Source organism: Mycobacterium sp. 360MFTsu5.1 (assembly GCF_000383495.1).
Taxonomy (GTDB): Bacteria; Actinomycetota; Actinomycetes; order Mycobacteriales; family Mycobacteriaceae; genus Mycobacterium; species Mycobacterium mucogenicum_B.
On sequence record NZ_KB911465.1, the window covers coordinates 443,685 to 462,171 of the forward strand.

At 68.2% G+C, this 18,487-nt stretch carries 9 protein-coding genes; 6 read left to right on the plus strand and 3 right to left on the minus strand.

Annotated elements, in window-relative coordinates; all coding sequences use genetic code 11:
- Positions 1–56: 56 nt before the first annotated feature.
- On the plus strand, positions 57–1,508 hold the full coding sequence (locus H289_RS0111920) for a carotenoid oxygenase family protein (protein ID WP_029105122.1): 1,452 nt from the start codon (positions 57–59) through the stop codon (positions 1,506–1,508).
- A gap of 109 nt (positions 1,509–1,617) precedes the next feature.
- Here the strand turns inward: H289_RS0111920 and H289_RS0111925 are convergent, their stop codons facing one another.
- Together H289_RS0111925 and H289_RS0111930 are read right to left on the minus strand one after the other, a co-directional pair.
- The gene (locus tag H289_RS0111925; RefSeq protein WP_020101027.1) at positions 1,618–3,018 is read right to left on the minus strand and encodes an HNH endonuclease signature motif containing protein; all 1,401 of its coding nucleotides are present in this window, start codon (positions 3,016–3,018) and stop codon (positions 1,618–1,620) included.
- Between the two features lie 129 nt (positions 3,019–3,147).
- Complete coding sequence (locus H289_RS0111930) at positions 3,148–4,146, minus strand: DEDDh family exonuclease (protein ID WP_020101028.1); 999 nt, start codon at positions 4,144–4,146, stop codon at positions 3,148–3,150.
- 113 nt (positions 4,147–4,259) lie between these two features.
- On the opposite strand from H289_RS0111930, the gene H289_RS0111935 reads away from it, so the two are divergent.
- The 5 genes from H289_RS0111935 to H289_RS32370 all read left to right on the plus strand — a co-directional run bounded on the left by H289_RS0111935 (position 4,260) and on the right by H289_RS32370 (position 17,574).
- Positions 4,260–5,339, plus strand: a complete 1,080-nt coding sequence (locus tag H289_RS0111935) for an SDR family oxidoreductase (protein WP_231387994.1) — start codon at positions 4,260–4,262, stop codon at positions 5,337–5,339.
- Positions 5,340–5,394: 55 nt separating this feature from the next.
- A complete protein-coding gene (locus tag H289_RS0111940; RefSeq protein ID WP_020101030.1) occupies positions 5,395–6,621 on the plus strand; it encodes a Mur ligase family protein in 1,227 nt (408 codons plus the stop codon).
- Complete coding sequence (locus H289_RS0111945) at positions 6,618–7,328, plus strand: type 1 glutamine amidotransferase (protein WP_020101031.1); 711 nt, start codon at positions 6,618–6,620, stop codon at positions 7,326–7,328. The genes H289_RS0111940 and H289_RS0111945 overlap by 4 nt, the downstream gene beginning before the upstream one ends.
- Before the next feature lie 455 nt (positions 7,329–7,783).
- Entirely contained in the window at positions 7,784–8,314 is a 531-nt protein-coding gene (locus tag H289_RS30365; protein WP_020101033.1) for a chorismate--pyruvate lyase family protein, read from the plus strand.
- Entirely contained in the window at positions 8,311–17,574 is a 9,264-nt protein-coding gene (locus H289_RS32370; RefSeq protein WP_081633382.1) for a type I polyketide synthase, read from the plus strand. Before H289_RS30365 ends, H289_RS32370 begins: the two co-directional genes overlap by 4 nt.
- Here H289_RS32370 and H289_RS0111965 read toward each other — a convergent pair.
- A complete protein-coding gene (locus tag H289_RS0111965) occupies positions 17,568–18,479 on the minus strand; it encodes a metal-dependent hydrolase (RefSeq protein WP_029105125.1) in 912 nt (303 codons plus the stop codon). The genes H289_RS32370 and H289_RS0111965 overlap by 7 nt on opposite strands.
- Positions 18,480–18,487: the final 8 nt, after the last annotated feature.

Sequence of the window (18,487 nt, forward strand, 5' to 3'; positions counted from 1 at the left end):
ACAGCCGCCGGGGCGCGGCGCAAAACTGAGGACACACGTCCTCAGATGGAGGTTGCATGACAGCCACAGTGCCCGCGGAACCCACGCTCAAGCAGCTGCACGGCCGCGCCTTCGCGTCCCTGTACGACGAGATGGACTATCAGGTCGCCCGCATCGACGGCACTCTGCCGCCCGAGCTGACCGGCACACTGTTCCGCATCGGCCCCGGCAAGTTCGAGGTCGGCGACACCGTGCTCAAGACCATGTTCGACGCCGACGGCATGGTGTCCCGTTTCGTCCTCGACGGACAGTCCGTACGTTTCACCAACCGCTACGTGCGCACCAAGCAGTACCGCGGCGGAGACGTGATGAGCCAGCGCGGCATCACCACCAACGCGCCCACGCTGCGCGGCAATCTGCTGCCGCCGGCCAACACCGGCAACACCAACATGGCCACGATCTGCGGCGAACTCCTGGCCATGTGGGAGGGCGGCCCGCCGTACAAGATCGATCCAGACTCATTGGACACGTTGGGCTACAAGCGCTTTGACGGTGACCGCCTCGGCTATCTCGGTTCCTTCTCCGCCCACCCCAAGTGGGATCCGCACACCGGCGACGTCTACAACTTCGGTCTCGACCTGCTGCCCACACCGCGGCTGCGCTGCTTCAAGGTGGACCGCGCTGGGCGCAGCCACCAGATCAGCTCGCTGAAGTTGTGGGACATGGTGTGGAACCACGACTTCGCACTCACCGAGAACCACATGGTGTTCGTACTGGATCCGTTGCGCCCCAACATCCCAACGCTGTTACGTACCCGATCGCTCGCGAAGGCACTGGAATACCAGACCCGCAACGGGTCGACGCGGTTCGCCCTGGTGCCGCGCGACGGGTCCAAGCCCCGCATCATCGAGCATGAGGCACTGACGCACATCCACGTCACCAACGCCTTCGAGGACGGCTCCGACACCGTGGTGGAGTTCTTCCGCTTCGAGGATTCGGACGTCTTCGGCAAGCTCGGCAAGGCGTGGCAGGACCCGGCCGATCCCACCGATCCCCGTGCGCACCTGACCATCGATGAGTGGCCCCGCGGACACCTGTCGCGGTTCCGGATCAGCAAGTCCGGCCGGATCACCGAGACGGTGCTATCAGCAACGGCACCAATGGAATTCCCGCAGTACGACTGGCGCCGTTCGACGCTGGAACACAACGTCACCTACGCCTGCAAGGCCACCGAGGATGTGGGCCACTACAACGCCGTGACGCGCATCGACCACCGCACCGGCGTGCAGACCACGTTCGATTTCGGTCTGGCTCAGACGGGTGAACCGTTGTTCGTACCCCGCTCCCGCACCGCCGCCGAGGACGACGGCTGGCTACTGGTGCTCAATCACGATCTGCGGAGCCATCGTTCGCAGCTGGTGATCTTCGACGCCCGCACCATCGAGGACGGGCCGCTGGCCACCGCGCATCTCGAACACCATCTGCCGATCGGGTTCCACGGCACGTTCAGTCGGCGTATCGCGGGCTGACCGCCCGCTTTCGGCCCCGGCCCAAGCCCCGGCCCCGGCCCCGGCCCCGGCCCCGGCCCCGGCCAGCCTCGCGCAACGCCGCACCCCGATCGGTGGTAGCGACGGTGGATCAGGCTGTGGGACTGTCTGTTTCACCGTCGGCGTCCTCACCCTCGGTCGGATACAGCGTGGGGTGGTGGTAGTGGTTGGTTCGGGGTTGGCCGACGTCCAGTAGGGGTGGTGGGGTCCAGTGGGTGCGGCCGTTCTTCATGGTGGTGGTCCAGCCGCCGGTGTCGGCGAGGCGGTTGTCGGGTCCGCAGGCCAGGGTGAGGTTGGTGATGTCGGTGGGGCCGTCATCGCGCCAGTTGGTGTTGACGTGATGGGCCTGGGAGCGGGATGCGGGGGCGGTGCAGTTGGGTTTGGTGCAGCCCAGGTCGCGGGCGAACAACGCCAACCGCTGCGCAGTGTTGGCGGTGCGGGCCGCCCGGCCCAGATACAGGGGTTGGCCGGTGTGCTCGTCGAACACCGCCAGGTAGTTGTCCGAGCCCTGGGCGGCCATCCGGATCAGGTCTTTGACCGGGAGCTTGGTACCGGTGTGCGTGAGCGCCATCCCGGCACGTTTTTCCAGGTCGGTGACAGTGCAGGTGCCGACCACCGCGACGGGGAATCCGTTGTGCACCCCGGAGGTCCCGGTGGCCAGCATCATCCGGCCCACGAATTTGAAGGCGTCGTACTGCCGCTGGGCCACAGTTCTTGTGTCGTTGTCGATCTGCTCTTGCGTCGGTGTCCCGGCGAAGCAGGGGTGCGGGTCGGCGGGGTTGCACATGCCCGGGGCGGCGTACTTGTCGAACAACACGTCCCAGTAGGCCCGCCCTTCCGGATCGAGTTGGGCGGTGACGTCGGTACGGCCGTCAGGTCGCTGCTTGCCCATGACGAACGACCGCTTCGGGTCGGGCTCAGTGTCGTCGGGTTCGGGCCCGTCCTGATCGAGCCGGTACAACAAATCCGCCGCGGCTTTGCGCAGGTCTTCGGGGGTCTTGACCCTCGCGTCGGCCACCAGGTCTGTTTCGCACTGGGCCAGGGTGACCGGGTCGGCCGCCCACAACGGGACCTTGCCGAAAAACCAGGTGATCACCGCGACGTGCTCGGCATTGATCGCGCCCTCGGCCAGCGCCGCGGCGACCAGCTCCCACACCGGGCCCAACGCCTCCCCGGTGATGGCCGAGCGCGGGCCCAGGTGATCGCAGTCCCGTACCCGGCGGCGGGCCTCTTCCCGGCTGATGCGGTGCCGGACATGGAGCACCTCGGGCCAGTCTTTGGCCCCGATCTCCTGGGCCGTGGCCTGGGTTTGGGCGGCGGCCAGGATCTGGTGATCGACCGCTTCGGCGGCGCACTTCAACGTTTCGCGGCGGGACTGCAGCTCCAACAGGACTTTGATGGGCAACCCGCTGTAGTCCAGGCCGTTGACCGTGGCGATCGCATCCTCAAGCGCCGCGTAGGCGTTGAGGACGGTAGCGGAGTCGATGGCCATACTCGAACATTAGTTCGAACCCCCGACAAGAAACCGCCGTAGACGTGACGCTAGTTATCTACCGTGACCAGCGCGAACAAAGTGGCCAAAGTTTTTGGCGAGCGCTCTACAGCAATCGGCGAGTGGCCGCTAGAACAACATGAACTGATCGCCGGCCGGGGTCCGGTCGACGAATTCCTCGACATCCGAGCCGCCGACCACATGGCCCAGCAGCGTCATGAATTCGGCATCGGAGACCAGCGGCACGCCGAGCTCTCGAGCCTGGTAGCCCTTGCCCTGGGCCGGCGCCGGTTCGTTGCAGATGACCAGCGAGGTCTGGGCGTCGACGCTGTCGGAGTAGGACAGCCCGACGTGCACGATGCGCTCGATGACTTCTTCGTGCGTACGGACCATCTCGCCCGACAGCGCCACCCGCATGCCCTGCACCAACGGCTGCCCCGGCACGAACCGGCCCGGGTTGGCATAAGTACATGGCAGCCGGGACGCCAGCACCTTCAGCGGCCGGAGTTCGTCGTGCGTGATGGCGCCGCTCGGCCAACGCTTGCGACCCACGTTGCGGATGGGCAGCCAGCGCCGGTGCTCGCGCGCAGCGGCCAGCGCCGGTTTGAGGATCTGGGCCAGCACCATGGCGTCGTCGAGGGCGTCGTGCGGGCGAATCTGCGTCGCGCCGTAGTGCGTCGCCAACGTCTCCAGGCGCAGGTTCTCGGTGCCCAGGTTGAGCCGGCGGGTCAGCTCGACGGTGCACATGACGCTATCGACGGGCAGCACCGCGCCGACGCGCTCGCACTCGGCGGCCAGGAAGGCGTAGTCGAAACCGGCGTTGTGGGCGACCAGGGTGCGGCCGGACAGGACAGCGGCCAGATCGCCGACGACCTCACCGAACGTCGGCTGGCCCGCCAGCATCTCGGAGGTCAGGCCGTGCACGTGCGTGGGGCCGGGATCGACGCCCGGATTGAGCAGGCTGCTGAATGAATGCTCGACGTTGCCGTCGTCTCCGAGGGCTAGCGCCGCAACGCTGATGACGCGGGCATGGCCGGGATCGAAGCCTGACGTCTCGACGTCCACGACAGCCCAACCCGCACCGGCATCGGTGGCCGGTCGGCCCCAGCCGAGGTTGGTTTCGCCCACGTGGCAAGGATGGCACGGACCCCTGACAAGATTCGGCGGACACCACAGCGTGTCGCCGCCCGAATCAAGCGATGACCGCCCTCGGCGGGTTGCTCGACGCTATCGTCTCGGGCATGACCACGATCGACCCCGACGCCCCCGTCCTCGTCACGGGCGCCAGCGGGTATATCGGCAGCTGGATCGTCCGCTACCTGCTCGAAGCGGGGCACACCGTGCACGGCACTGTGCGCAATCCCCAGAAGCCGAAGGGCTTGGAACACCTGCACAAGCTGTCGGCCGATCACCCCGGCAAGCTCAAACTCTTCAAGGCGGACCTGCTCGACACCGGCAGCTTCGACGAGGCGATGGCCGGCTGTGAGCTCGTCATGCACACCGCGTCGCCGTTCCTGCTGCAGGGCGTCACGGACGCGCAGGAGTCGCTCGTGCGCCCCGCGCTGGAAGGCACCCGCAACGTGCTCGATTCGGTGAACCGCACCGAAAGCGTCAAGCGGGTGGTGCTGACCAGCAGCGTGGTGGCGATCTACGGCGACGCCCGCGAATCGCGCGACGTCCCCGGCGGCGTGTTCACCGAGGACCAGTGGAACACCACCAGCAGCGTCGACCACCAGCCGTACTCGTACTCCAAGACCGTGGCCGAGCAGGAGGCCTGGCGGTACCAGAAGGCGCAGGACCGCTGGGACCTGGTCACCATCCATCCGGGCCTGGTGCTCGGGCCGTCCCTGACCAGCGCCAGCGACTCGGCCAGCCTCGCCACCATGAAGCAGTTCGCCGACGGCACCATGCTGACCGGTGCGCCGGAGCTGACCTCGGGCATCGTGGATGTGCGCGACGTCGCCGACGCCCACGTACGCGCCGGCTATACACCCGAGGCGCACGACCGCTACCTCGTCAACGCCGCCTCCCTGAGCCTGCTGGAGATCGGCCAGATCCTCCGTGGCAAGTTCGGCGTGCTGTATCCGTTCCCTTGGCTGAACGTGCCCAAGGTGGCGGTCAAGGCCGTCGCGCCGGTCATCGGGCTGACGCGCGAGTTCGTCGACACCAACGTGGGCTACCCGCTGGTCTTCGACGCGAGCCGCAGCCAGAGCGAACTCGGATTGGTGTATCGGCCCATCGAGCAAACCGTCACCGACCACTTCCAGCAGATGCTCGACGACGGCATCGTGCGCAAGCGGCCGAGCATCCGGCTGCCGTAGTGGGCACCCTCACACGTGTCGTCACATTCGGGACGCCCCTCCTAGACTTCCGGGGATGATCACCGCACGAGGACGCGTCGCGCTGGGCGCGGGCGCCGCCGCCCGCTGGGCGTCGCGTGTGACGGGCCGCGGTGCCGGCGCCATGATCGGCGGGCTCGTCGCCATGAAGCTGGACCCGTCGATCCTGGGACAGCTGGGTTCGGGACGGCGCTCCGTCGTCGTCACCGGGACCAACGGAAAGTCGACGACGACGCGGATGACGGCGGCGGCGCTGGCGACCCTCGGGCCGGTGGCATCCAACAGCGAGGGCGCCAACATGGACGCCGGGCTGATCGCCGCGCTGGCCGGATCGCGCAAGGCGACGCTGGCCGCGCTCGAGGTCGACGAGATGCACGTGCCGCACGTCTCCGACGCGGTGGACCCGTCGGTGATCGTGTTGCTCAACCTGTCCCGCGACCAGCTGGACCGGGTCGGCGAGATCAACCACATCGAGCGGACGCTGCGCACCGGCCTGGCCCGCCACCCCAAGGCCGTCGTCGTGGCCAACTGTGACGACGTTCTGGTGACCTCGGCCGCGTACGACAGCCCCAACGTGGTCTGGGTCGCCGCCGGCGGCGGCTGGTCCAACGACTCGGTGAGCTGTCCGCGCAGCGGCGAGGTGATCGTCCGCGAGAACGGCCACTGGCATTCCACCGGTACCGACTTTTCCCGTCCGACCCCGCAGTGGTGGTACGACGAGACGAATATCTATGGGCCGGACGGCTTTACCGCCCCCATGACGCTGGCCCTGCCCGGCACAGTGAACCGCGGCAACGCGACGCAGGCCGTGGCTGCGGCGGTCGCGCTGGGTGCGTCGCCGGCCGCCGCGGTGGCCGCGGTGTCGACTGTCGACGAGGTCGCCGGCCGCTACCGGACCCTGCACGTCGGCGAGCACACCGTCCGCATGCTGCTGGCCAAGAACCCCGCGGGCTGGCAGGAGGCGCTGTCGATGGTCTCCAGTGATGTTGCGGGAGCAGTCATTTCAGTGAACGGCCAGGTGCCCGACGGCGAGGACCTGTCGTGGCTGTGGGACGTGAACTTCGAACATTTCGTGGACTTCCCGGCGCCCATCGTGTCGGCGGGCGAGCGCGGCACCGATCTCGCGGTGCGTCTCGGCTACGCGGGCGTCGACCACACGCTGGTGCACGACACGTTGGCCGCCATCAAGTCCTGCCCGCCCGGACACGTCGAGGTCATCGCGAACTACACGGCGTTCCTGCAGCTGAACCGGGAGCTGGCATGAGTACGGTGCAGATCGGCCTCGTCCTGCCCGACGTGATGGGCACCTACGGCGACGGCGGCAATGCCGTCGTCCTGCGACAGCGCTTGCAGCTCAGGGGAATTGATGCCGAGATCGTCGAGATCACGCTCAACGACCCGGTGCCGGATTCGATGGACCTCTACACCCTCGGCGGCGCCGAGGACTACGCGCAGCGCCTGGCGACCCGCCACCTGCTGCAGTACCCGGGCCTGCAGCGCGCCGCCGAGCGCGGCGCTCCGGTACTGGCGATCTGCGCCGCCATCCAGGTGCTCGGACACTGGTACGAGACATCGTCGGGTGAGCGCGTCGACGGCGTCGGTCTGCTGGACGTGACGACCTCACCGCAGCCTGAGCGCACCATCGGCGAAGTGGCGTCGGTACCGGTGATCGACGGCCTCACCCAGAAGCTGACCGGCTTCGAAAACCACCGCGGCGGAACCGATCTCGGCCCCCTGGCCAAGCCGTTGGCGCGCGTGGAGAAGGGCGCCGGCAACCGCGCGGGATCCGGCTACGACGGTGTCGTGCAGGGCAGCGTAGTCGCCACCTATCTGCACGGCCCATGCTTGGCCCGCAATCCGGAGCTGGCCGACTACCTGCTGACCCAAGTGGTCGGCGAGCTGCCGCCGCTGGAACTGCCCGAGGTCGACCTGCTCCGCCGCGAGCGTCTCGCTTCGCCCCGCCGGGTTTGACCCCGCCGAATGCGCTTGAGCCCGTTGCTGTGAACTGACTGTCAACGCACACCGACGCGGTTTCACCGTTCGACAACCGGGTAGATACGAGCCACCACTGCCAGCTCGAGAGGTGTGCTCATGTTCGACTTCTTCTGCCCCCGGTGCGGCGACTTCACCTTCGAAACGGTCATCTGCCTACACTGCGACAACTCGACGGCGCAGGAGCACGCCGAAGTAGCGTGAAAGAACTTGCGGTAGTGCAAATTTCACGCAGTGCGCCGCGCCGGCACGGCGGGTCGCTTGATTGGTTAGGCAAACCTTTCTGTATTGCGCAAAGCCATACACCCAGTTCAATTCTCGTGAGTTCGCCATGCACCGCACGCAGTCGTGGTGGATCATGAACCCCACGGTTCGGAGCCTCTCGCGAGCCGGCAGCACGTTGAGTATTGGCGTCTTCGATTAGGAACGGCGATATGTCCGAGTGCTTTCTGGCTGGCGAAGAAATCCACCAGCTCAATCGGGACCTGCGGATACTCATCGCGACAAACGGCACCCTTACGCGGATTCTCGGTGTCGTCACCGGCGAGGAAATCGTAGTGCAGGTCGTCGAGCAGCAGCTGCATCCGCACGGCGGCGTCCAGTCGGAGCAGCTGTCGGGCAGCAGGATTCTGCAACGTCGGGTCCTCCTCAACGGCCAGACCTCGGGCCGCCGATTCGTCGGGGCCGAGTCACTCATCGCCGTCGACCTGCTGCCCCCGACGATCGCGGCCGACCTGACGAGCACGAGTGCACCCATCGGCGAGATCATGGCTGCCAGCCGCCTCGAAACATTCAAGGAGCCGGCCGACATCTGGGTGGCGGAATCGCCTGACTGGCTCGCGGCCGCAACGGATCAGGCCGCGCAAGAGAGGACCGTCAGCCGCCGGTACCGCATCATCCTCGACGGCCAGCCCGTCATCGTCATCACCGAGTACTTCCTCGATTTCGAGACGACGGCCTCATGACGCTGCCCAATGGGAATGTGGCAGCGCTGCTGGCCGAACGCGCATCGGAAGCCGGGTGGCGGGACAGACCCGCCTACCATGCGCCGCACGTTGTCACCCATGGTCAAATCCACGATGGCGCAGCACGTTTGGGTACCGTTCTGCAACGCCGCGGCCTATCCACCGGGGATCGGGTCCTGTTATGCCTGCCCGATTCTCCCGAACTCGTCCAGCTGCTGCTGGCTTGCCTCGGTCGCGGCATCGTCGCGTTCCTGGCCAACCCTGAGCTCAATCGCCGCGACCACAGCTTCGCCGAAACCGACACGGACCCGGCGCTCGTCATCACGTCCAGCGCACTCCTCGACCGGTTTCGGGAGTCAACCGTTGCTGACGCCGCCGAGTTGGTTTCCGAAGCGGCCGATGCCGATCCGGCCGGCTACGAGCCGCTGACCGGCGACCGTCATGCCTACGCCACCTACACCTCCGGTACGACGGGTGCGCCGAAAGCCGCCATCCATCGGCACTCCGACGTATGGGCCTACGTCGAAGCGATGTGCGACCGGGCGTTGCAGCTCACCGCGAACGACGTCGGACTGTGCAGTGCGCCAATGTACTTCGCGTACGGGCTGGGAAACGCGGTCTGGTTCCCCCTCGCGACAGGCAGTTCCGCGGTCATCGTCAAACGACCGGTGACCCCGGAAGCGACGGCCGAGCTGAGCACCACATTCGGCGCATCGGTGCTCTACGGCGTGCCAACGTTTTTCGCGCGCATCGTCGATGCCTGCTCTCCCGAGTCGTTCCGCTCGCTGCGCTGCCTGGTATCAGCCGGCGAAGCTCTGGACGTCCGGCTCGCCGAGCGAATGACGAAGTTCTTCGGCGAAATCCCGATACTGGACGGAATCGGCTCGACCGAGGTGGGGCAGACGTTCGTCTCGAACACCATCGCGGACTGGCGGCCCGGAACCATCGGAAAAGTTCTCCCGCCCTACGAGATTCGTGTCCTTACGGCGGAGGGCACGTCGGCGCTTCCCGGCGCGGTGGGCAACCTCTGGGTCCGGGGTCCGTCGATATCGCCGGGCTACTGGAATCGCCCGGCCGGAACTCTCGTGCGGGATGGCGACTGGCACGACACCCGCGACCGGGTGTCCGTCGACGCCGACGGCTGGGTGACGTACTGCTACCGCGCGGATGACACCGAGATCATCGGTGGCGTCAACGTCAATCCACGGGACATCGAGCGCCTCATCACCCAGGACGACAGGGTCGCCCACGCGGCGGTTGTCGGGGTGCGAGAGTCGCCCGGCGTCTCGGCGCTGCAGGCGTTCCTCGTCCCGGCCGAAAATGCCGTCGTCGACGAATCCGTCTTCCGAGACCTCCACCAGCGCTTGATTTCTCAGCTTTCTGCCGTCCAGGTGCCGCACAGATTCGCCGTCGTCGAGCAGCTCCCCCGCACGTCGACCGGCAAGCTGGTCCGCCCCGCACTTCGCGCCGAAAGCCCCGCGCCGCCGGTCTGGGACTACCCCGCCGCCGAAACACCCTCGGATACACCGTCGCCCGCTCCCGAACGCACACCGAACCATGTGACGCTCAGTGACCGGCTCGCTGCCTTGCAGCAGGAACAGCACCGGCTCGTCGCCGATACGGTGTGCGCCGAGGTCGCGAAGATGCTGGGCCTGACGGACCCGCAATCGCTGAACCGAGAGCTCGCCTTCTCTGAGCTCGGCTTCGATTCGAAGATGACGGTCGAACTCCGCAACCGGCTGACAGCCGTTACAGGACTTCAGCTTTCGGACACCGTGGGCTGGGATTACGGCTCGATCGGACAACTGGCCCGGCATGTGGAAGCCCAACTGTCGTCCGGAAGTGGTCCGACTGCAGCGGCCCCGACAACGGCGGCCGACGAGCCGATCGCCATCGTGGGCATGGGCTGCCGCTTCCCCGGCGGCGTGGATACGCCGCAGGGGCTGTGGGAACTGGTGGCGAACGCGCGGGATGTGGTGTCGGAGTTCCCCACCGATCGGGGGTGGGATGCGAACGGCTTGTTCGACCCCGATCCCGATGCGGCGGGCAAGACCTACACGCGCTGGGGTGGTTTTCTCACCGACGTGGCCGGCTTCGACGCCGGCTTCTTCGGAATCGGCCCCAGTGAGGCACGGGCGATGGATCCGCAACAGCGGTTGCTGCTCGAATGTTCATGGGAAGCCTTGGAGCAGGCCGGAATTGATCCGGCTTCGTTGCACGGCTCCGCCACCGGGGTGTTCACCGGGGTCTTTGCGCAGCGCTACGGCGCCGCGGGAACCGACAGGCTCGAAGGTTACGGGCTCACCGGTTCGGCACTGAGTGTGGCCTCGGGCCGGGTGTCGTACGTGTTGGGGCTGCAGGGGCCCGCGGTGTCGGTGGACACAGCGTGCTCCTCGTCGTTGGTGTCGCTGCACTGGGCTGCGCAGTCGCTGCGGTCGGGCGAATGCGACCTGGCCTTGGCCGGTGGCGTGACGGTGATGACGTCGCCGGAGACCTTCATCGGGTTCAGCAGGCAGCGCGGACTGGCCCCCGATGGCCGGTGCAAGGCGTTCGCGGGGGCCGCGGATGGAACGGCGTGGGGTGAGGGCGCCGGAGTGCTGGCGCTGGAGCGGTTGTCGGATGCCCAGCGGTTGGGACATCCGGTGCTGGCCGTGGTGCGCGGCAGTGCCGTCAACCAGGACGGCGCCTCCAACGGGCTGACCGCACCCAACGGGCCGTCGCAGCAGCGGGTGATCCGGGCCGCCCTGGCCAGCGCGGGGTTGACCGCTGCCGACGTGGATGTCGTGGAGGGTCACGGAACCGGCACCACGTTGGGGGATCCCATTGAGGCGCAGGCACTTCTGGCTGCCTATGGGCAGGACCGGCCGGCGGAGCGGCCGTTGTGGGTGGGCTCGATCAAATCGAACATGGGTCATACCCAGGCCGCCGCCGGCGTGGCCGGGGTGATCAAGATGGTGCAGGCCATGCGCCACGGCGTGATGCCGGCGACGCTGCACGTCGACGTCCCCTCGCCTCGCGTCAACTGGGACGGCGGCGCCGTATCGGTGCTGACCGAGGCCCGGCCTTGGCCACTCGACGGGCGCCCCCGCCGGGCCGGCGTCTCGTCGTTCGGCATCAGCGGCACCAACGCGCACGTGATCTTGGAGCAGGGTCCGACCGCGGAGCCGGAAAGCCCTGAGCCGACGAACCCGAGCGGCCCACTCCCCTGGGTCATTTCGGCCAAATCGGCCGAGGCGCTCAGCGCGCAGGCCGACCGCTTGTCGGCACATCTGCGCGCCCATCCTGAGCTCCAGCCTGTCGACGTGGGGTTCTCGCTGGCCCGACGTTCGACGTTCGAGCATCGCGCGGTGGTACTGGGTGCCGATCGCGCGGCGCTCACGGCGGGGTTGGCCGCGATGGCCGCCGGGGAACCGGATGCGGCAGTCGTGGCGGGCCGCGCCGGCGCGGTGGGTAAGTCGGTGGTCGTGTTTCCGGGGCAGGGCTCGCAGTGCCTCGGCATGGGCCGGCAGCTATATGACCAAATACCGCTGTACGCCAAGACTTTTGACGCCGTGGCCGACGAGCTGGACCGGCATCTGCGGCTGCCGCTACGCGAGGTGCTCTGGGGCTCCGACAGCGGCCTGCTCGACAGCACCGAATTCGCGCAGCCCGCGCTGTTCGCGGTGGAGGTGTCGGTGTTCGCGGTGCTACGGAGCTGGGGCGTCACTCCCGACTTCGTGCTGGGCCATTCGGTCGGCGAGTTCTCGGCGGCGTACGTCGCGGGGGTACTCACGCTGCCCGACGCCGCATTGTTGGTCGCCGCGAGGGGACGCCTGATGCAGGCGCTCCCACCGGGCGGTGCGATGACGGCGGTGAATGCCGGAGAACACACGGTCGCGCCGCTGCTGGCCGACGGCGCGGTCATCGCGGCGATCAATGCGCCTGAATCGGTGGTGATCTCGGGTCCGCAAGGCGCCGTCAACGCGACCGCAGACCGACTGGCCGGGCAAGGCCACCGGGTGCATCCGCTCACGGTTTCGCATGCCTTCCACTCGCCGTTGATGGAACCGATGCTCGACGAGTTCGCGCGCATCGCCGCGCGAGTCGAACCGCGCCGGCCGCAGATTCCGCTGATCTCGAATGTGACGGCCCAATCAGTCGGTGCAGACGGCGATTTCGGCTCGGCTGGGTACTGGGTGGAGCACATTCGGCAGCCGGTGCGTTTCGCCGAGGGCATCCGGAACCTGCAGACCCACGGCGCGACGCACTTCATCGAGGTCGGTCCAGGCAGCGGGCTGACGGCCGCCGTCGAACAGTCGGTGTCACCGGCCGAATCCGTCACGGTGTCGCTGCTCGGCAAGGGCCGGCCAGAGACGACGGCACTGCTGCACGGCGCCGCCCGGTTGTTCACCACCGGCATGCCCATCGCGTGGCCGGCACTGTTCGACGGCTCGGGTGGACGCCGGATCGAGTTGCCCACGTACGCATTTCAGCGGCGTCGCTTCTGGACGATGCCGACCGCAGCCGGGCCCGCCGGCACAGCTGCGCTGGGCCTCGACGCGGCACACCACCCGTTGTTGAGCGCGGTGCTCGAGCGGCCCGATTCTGGCGGGGTGGTCTTGACCGGGCGCTTGTCCTTGGCGAAGCAACCATGGTTGGCCGATCACCTGATCGGCGGCGTGGTGCTGTTCCCTGGCACGGGATTTGTGGAACTGGCCCTCCGGGCCGGCGACGAGGTGGGCTGCGGAACCATCGAAGAGTTGGTGCTGGCTGCGCCCCTCGTCCTGGACGAGGACGCCGCGACGCAACTTCAGGTGGTGGTGAGTGCTGCCACGGAGTCGGGCAGCCGGGCGGTCTCGGTGTACGCACGTCGCGACGAATCCGATGCGGAGTGGTCACTGCACGCCGAGGGCACCCTGACCGCGCGTCCTGTGGAACATTCGGCAGACCTGACAGCGTGGCCGCCGCCCGGTGCTGTCCCCGTGGATGTTTCGGACGGCTACGCGCGGCTCGCCGAGCGCGGCTACGAATATGGGCCGGCGTTCCAGGGCCTCGTCGCGCTCTGGCGGCGCGGCCAGGAGCTCTTCGCCGAGGTCGCCGCACCCGATGAGGCGGGCGTGGTCGACACGATGGGCATCCATCCGGCAGTGCTGGATGCCGTGCTGCATGCCGCGGGACTTGCCATCGACACCGCCCAGAGGATGTTGCCGTTCTGCTGGCGCGGCGTGACGCTGCATTCCGGCGGCGCCGGGCGGGTGCGAGCCCGCATCACCGTACTGGGCGACGACGAACTGTCCGTGGAGGTTGCCGACGATGCCGGTTCGCCGGTGCTGACGGCGCGCTCACTGACCACCCGCCCGATCACCGCCGACCAACTCCCCGCCGCCGCTGACGGACCACTGGAAGTGATCTGGACGCCAATATCGTTGAGCCCCAAGGTCGAACCCACGGATCGTGACCGGGTGGTCGTGTGGGAGTGCCCAGCCGCCGACGACGATGTGGTGGGCTCGGTGCATGCCGCCACCCGTGCCGCACTCGAGGTGCTGCAGGATTGGTTGGCCGACGAGCGGGCAGGCACGTTGGTGGTGTCGACCCGTGGTGCGGTGGGGCCGGCCGGCGAGGATGTCAGCGATCTGGCGGCCGCGGCCGTGTGGGGTCTGGTGCGCTCGGCACAGGCCGAAAACCCCGGCCGGATCATGCTTCTCGACACCGACGGCACGGTGGACCCGACGGAACTGGTCGCCGCCGGCGAACCCCAACTCGTGGTGCGGTCCGGCAAGGTGCACGCCGCCCGATTGGCCGCGGCCCCAGCACTTTTGGCGCCACTGGACGGTGCGTGGCGGTTGACCGTCGGCGGTGACGGCACGTTAGAGAATCTCGCCATCCGGGCCTGCCCCGAGGTGGAAGCCCCGCTGCAACCCGGCCAGGTGCGGGTGGCGGTGGCGGCGGTCGGGATCAACTTCCGCGACGTGATGGCGGCATTGGGCATGTATCCCGGCCAGTCCCCCGTGCTGGGCGCCGAGGGCGCCGGCGTGGTGGTGGAGACCGGTCCGGGCGTCTCGGGCGTCGCGGTTGGCGATGCCGTGATGGGACTGATGGCCGGCACCGGCCCGGTGGCCGTGGTCGATCACCAGCTGCTCACCACGGTGCCGGCGGGCTGGTCACTCGAGGAGGCTGCCGGGGTCTCGGTGGCATTCCTGACGGCGCTGTACGGGTTGGTGGATTTGGCCGGCATCTCTGCCGGGGAATCGGTGCTCGTGCACGCGGGTACCGGCGGGGTTGGCATGGCGGCGGTGCAGCTGGCTCGGCACTTCGGGGCGGACGTCTTCGTCACCGCCAGCCCCGGCAAGTGGAGCACGTTGCGCGCCATGGGTTTTGACGACGATCACATCGGCGATTCCCGGACCCTCGATTTCGAGGAGAAGTTCCTGGCGGTGACCGGGGGCCGCGGCGTCGACATCGTGCTCGACTCGCTGGCCGGTGAATTCGTGGATGCGTCGCTCCGATTGCTGGTCCGCGGTGGACGATTCATCGAGATGGGCAAGACCGACATCCGCGATGCCGAGGCGGTCGCCGCGCAGTATGCCGGTGTCCGGTACCAGGCGTTCGACCTCTCCGAGGTCGAACCGCAACGGATGCAGGCGATGCTGTGCGAACTGACCAAGCTCTTCGAAACGGAGCGGCTGCGACCCCTTCCCGTCACCACCTGGGACGTGCGCTGCGCACCGGAGGCCTACCGGTTCATCAGTCAGGCGCGCCATATCGGCAAGGCGGTGCTGACGATGCCGACGGCGCTGGCCGGCCGGCTCGCCGATGGCACGGTGCTGATCACCGGCGCGACCGGAATGGTCGGCGCGCATCTGGCCCGGCATCTGGTCGGCGCCTACGGCGTCCGGCACCTGGTGCTGGCCAGCCGGCGTGGGGATCGCGCCGAGGGCGCCGCCGCGCTGGCCGCCGAATTGGAAAGTGCCGGCGCGCAGGTGGATTTGGTGGCCTGCGACGTGGCCGATCCAGATGCGGTCGCCGCGATGGTGACGCAGTGCGGCCCAACATTGCGCGGAGTGGTTCACGCCGCGGGCGTCCTCGACGATGCGGTGATCGCCTCGCTGACCCCCGACCGGCTGGATGCGGTGTTGCGAGCCAAGGTGGACGCGGTCTGGAATCTGCACGAGGCCACCCGTCATCTGAATCTGGCGATGTTCGTGTTGTGTTCGTCGATCGCTGCCACGGTGGGCGCACCGGGGCAGGGCAATTACGCCGCCGCGAACGCATTCCTGGACGGCTTTGCCGCCCATCGGAGAGCCCCGGGATTGGCCGGCACGTCGCTCGTGTGGGGAATGTGGGAACAGTCCGGTGGGATGACGGCCCACCTGAGCGACCGCGATCTGGCCCGGATCAGCAATAGCGGGCTGGCGCCGATGACACCCGCACAGGCGCTGCAGCTGTTCGACGACGCGCTGACACACCAGCAACCCGTGATGGTGGCGGCACGCCTGGACCGGGCAGCGCTGAACACCAAGGCCCGCAACGGAACTCTGCCGGCGTTGTTCAGCGGGCTGGTCCGCAGTCCCCGGCGGCGTCTCGCCAACGACGCCGGCGATGCCACCGGGTCGAAGTCAGCGCTGACGCAGCGTCTCAACGGCTTACCGCGCGACGAACAGCGCGCGCTCCTGACCGACATGGTGTGCGCGCAAGCGGCAGCGGTTCTCGGCCACCCCACGCCCGACGACCTCGACCGCGAGGCCACGTTCGAGGACCTGGGCTTCGACTCACTCACCGCCGTCGAACTACGCAACCGCCTCAAGACCGTGACGGGCCTGGCCCTCCCGCCGACCCTGATCTTCGACCATCCCAGCCCCAGCGCCCTCGCCACGCACCTGGCCGGATCGCTCACCGACACCGCTAATCCCGCGGCAGTGACGCACGTCGACGAGCCTGCCGGTCAGCCGGTGGACGACCGGCTCGCCTACCTGGACCAGGCCGCGTTCCTCGCGCTGCGCGCGAGCCACGGCACGGTGCTGCAGATGACCTGGATCTACGACCGGGCCGTCGACGTCGCCGCGTTGCGGCGGTTTCACCACAACCTCGACCATGGGTTGCTGGGGCGCCGGATCGAGCGGGCGGCAGTGCCGTTCGCGCGTGATCGCTGGGTCCGGTCTCCCGCGGCGCCCGACATCGACTTCGCCGCCACGCCACGGCCGCGCGCCGAGGTGAGCGCATGGTCCGACGAACGCGCTAGGCTGCCGCTCGATCCCGAGCGGGGGCCCGGCTGGCACCTCGGGGTCCTCCCGCTCGACGGCGGCGCGACGGCGGTCAGCCTCGTGGCGTCGCATCTGATCGTCGATGCCATCGCCTTCGGGCAGGCGGTCGCCGACGCCGTCGAGGGCAGGGCGCACGATCTCGGTTATCTGCCTCCGGCAGCACGGCCCCGCGGTCGCGCGCTGCGCGACGACCTGCGGCAGACGGTCAAGGACCTGCCCGACATGGCGCACGCCGTGGCCGCCGTGGCGCGGTTGGCCCGGCGCGAAAGCACAGAGCTCCGGCCGCCGACGACGACAACGTCACCAAACAAGGCCGGCAGCGACCAGAAGGTCGACGTGCCCGGCCTCACCGCGCAGATCGACCTGGACGCCTGGGATGCCCGCGCGAAAAGCCTTGGCGGCGGCAGCAACTCGCTCATCGCCGGCATCGCGTGCCGGCTGGCGGTGGCGACCGGGCGCGTTCAGGAGGACGGGACGGTCACCCTGCGCTTCGTGCTGTCGCGGCGGACCGAGGGCGATACCCGCGCCAATGCGCTGACGAGTGCCGACGTCGTGGTCGACCCCACGCACGTGGCGAAGGACCTTGCGGACATCCGCGCCAGGATCACGCGAGCCACCCTCGAGACCATCGAGAACCCTGACGACGAGGCCCTGGCGCCGACGGCCCTGGCGGCGATCACGCCGAAGTGGGCGGTCCGGAAGTTCGGCGCGATGGCAGCAGGCGGCGCCGTCCTGCCCGTCACGTGCTCCAACGTCGGTGACGTGCCGGCGGCGGTGAACCGGCCCGACGGCACCGAGGCCGCCTACCTGTCCATGCGATCGGTCGAGCCCGACATCACGAGGGGCTTGCTCGAGGCCATGGGCGGGCAGATGTTCCTGTCGTCAGGGCGCGCCGGCGGGAAGATGTCGATCAGGATTTCCGCTTATATCCCGGGCCGGCTCAATACCCGGGAAGCGTTGCGCGACAATGTGTCACGAGTCCTCGCCGAATTCGATCTGGATGCGCAGATCGACTACTGACCGCCTGCCGCGGCCTGTTCCCGGGCAGCACGGGCCACCGGCGAGTACTCCAGGTAGTCCAGTGCCATCTGTGTCGACGCTTCCGCGTTCGGGTGATAGCCGGGCCGGATGTAGCGGAACGGCACCGTCACCATGAGCAGCCAGGGACCCGGCACCCGGTACTCCCGTGAGGCGCGCAACCAATCGCGGAACCGCGGCTTGGCGGAAATGGTCGGGTCCGCGTTCATGAGGTACCGCATGCCTCGGTACCACGTGAGCAGGAAGCCGGGCGCGGTGAGCAGCATGGTGACTGCCCGCATGACGTAGTTGCCGCACAGATGCTGGTAGATGTCGAACACCAGCGCGCGGTGTTCGATCTCCTCGGCCCCGTGCCAGCGCAGCAGGTCCAGCATGGTCGGATCGGCGCCGGCGTAGTCGAGGCCGCGGTTCTGGATCGTCCACTGCCCCAGCGCCGCGTTGAACGGTTCCAGGGCGGCGGCCACCGCCAGGCGCTGGTACAGCGCCCACCGCTGCACCACCCGCGGCAATCGCGACTGTTTGGCAGCCGCCTTGTCGCCCACCGCGGGCAGTTCGGTGGACATCGTGCCGGTGAAGGGCGCGGTGTCGATGCCCTGTTCCACCAGATGCTGCAGCACCATCTGGTGCGCCTGGGCGTGCCAGGCCTCCTGCTGCACGAACGGCTTGATGGCGGCTTTCATCTCCGGGTCGTCGACGAGCGGTTCCGCCTCGTTGACGACCTGGATGAACCAGCGCTCACCGGCCGGCAGCATCAGATGCAGCACGTTCAGCATGTGGGTGGAAAACGGATCGCCGGGAACCCAGTGCAGCGGCGTGTCCGACCAGTCGAACCGGACCTTTCGGCGGTGGGTCGGATATCCGTCGTGGTGGACCTCGTGATCAGCCATGCCCACTC

Bases quoted from the DNA above. Each gene is read 5' to 3' on its own strand.
- H289_RS0111935 (WP_231387994.1), top strand. From the start codon at position 4,260: ATGACCACGATCGACCCCGACGCCCCCGTCCTCGTCACGGGCGCCAGC.
- H289_RS0111925 (WP_020101027.1), bottom strand. From the start codon at position 3,018: ATGGCCATCGACTCCGCTACCGTCCTCAACGCCTACGCGGCGCTTGAG.
- H289_RS32370 (WP_081633382.1), top strand. From the start codon at position 8,311: ATGACGCTGCCCAATGGGAATGTGGCAGCGCTGCTGGCCGAACGCGCA.
- H289_RS0111940 (WP_020101030.1), top strand. From the start codon at position 5,395: ATGATCACCGCACGAGGACGCGTCGCGCTGGGCGCGGGCGCCGCCGCC.
- H289_RS30365 (WP_020101033.1), top strand. From the start codon at position 7,784: ATGTCCGAGTGCTTTCTGGCTGGCGAAGAAATCCACCAGCTCAATCGG.
- H289_RS0111920 (WP_029105122.1), top strand. From the start codon at position 57: ATGACAGCCACAGTGCCCGCGGAACCCACGCTCAAGCAGCTGCACGGC.
- H289_RS0111965 (WP_029105125.1), bottom strand. From the start codon at position 18,479: ATGGCTGATCACGAGGTCCACCACGACGGATATCCGACCCACCGCCGA.
- H289_RS0111945 (WP_020101031.1), top strand. From the start codon at position 6,618: ATGAGTACGGTGCAGATCGGCCTCGTCCTGCCCGACGTGATGGGCACC.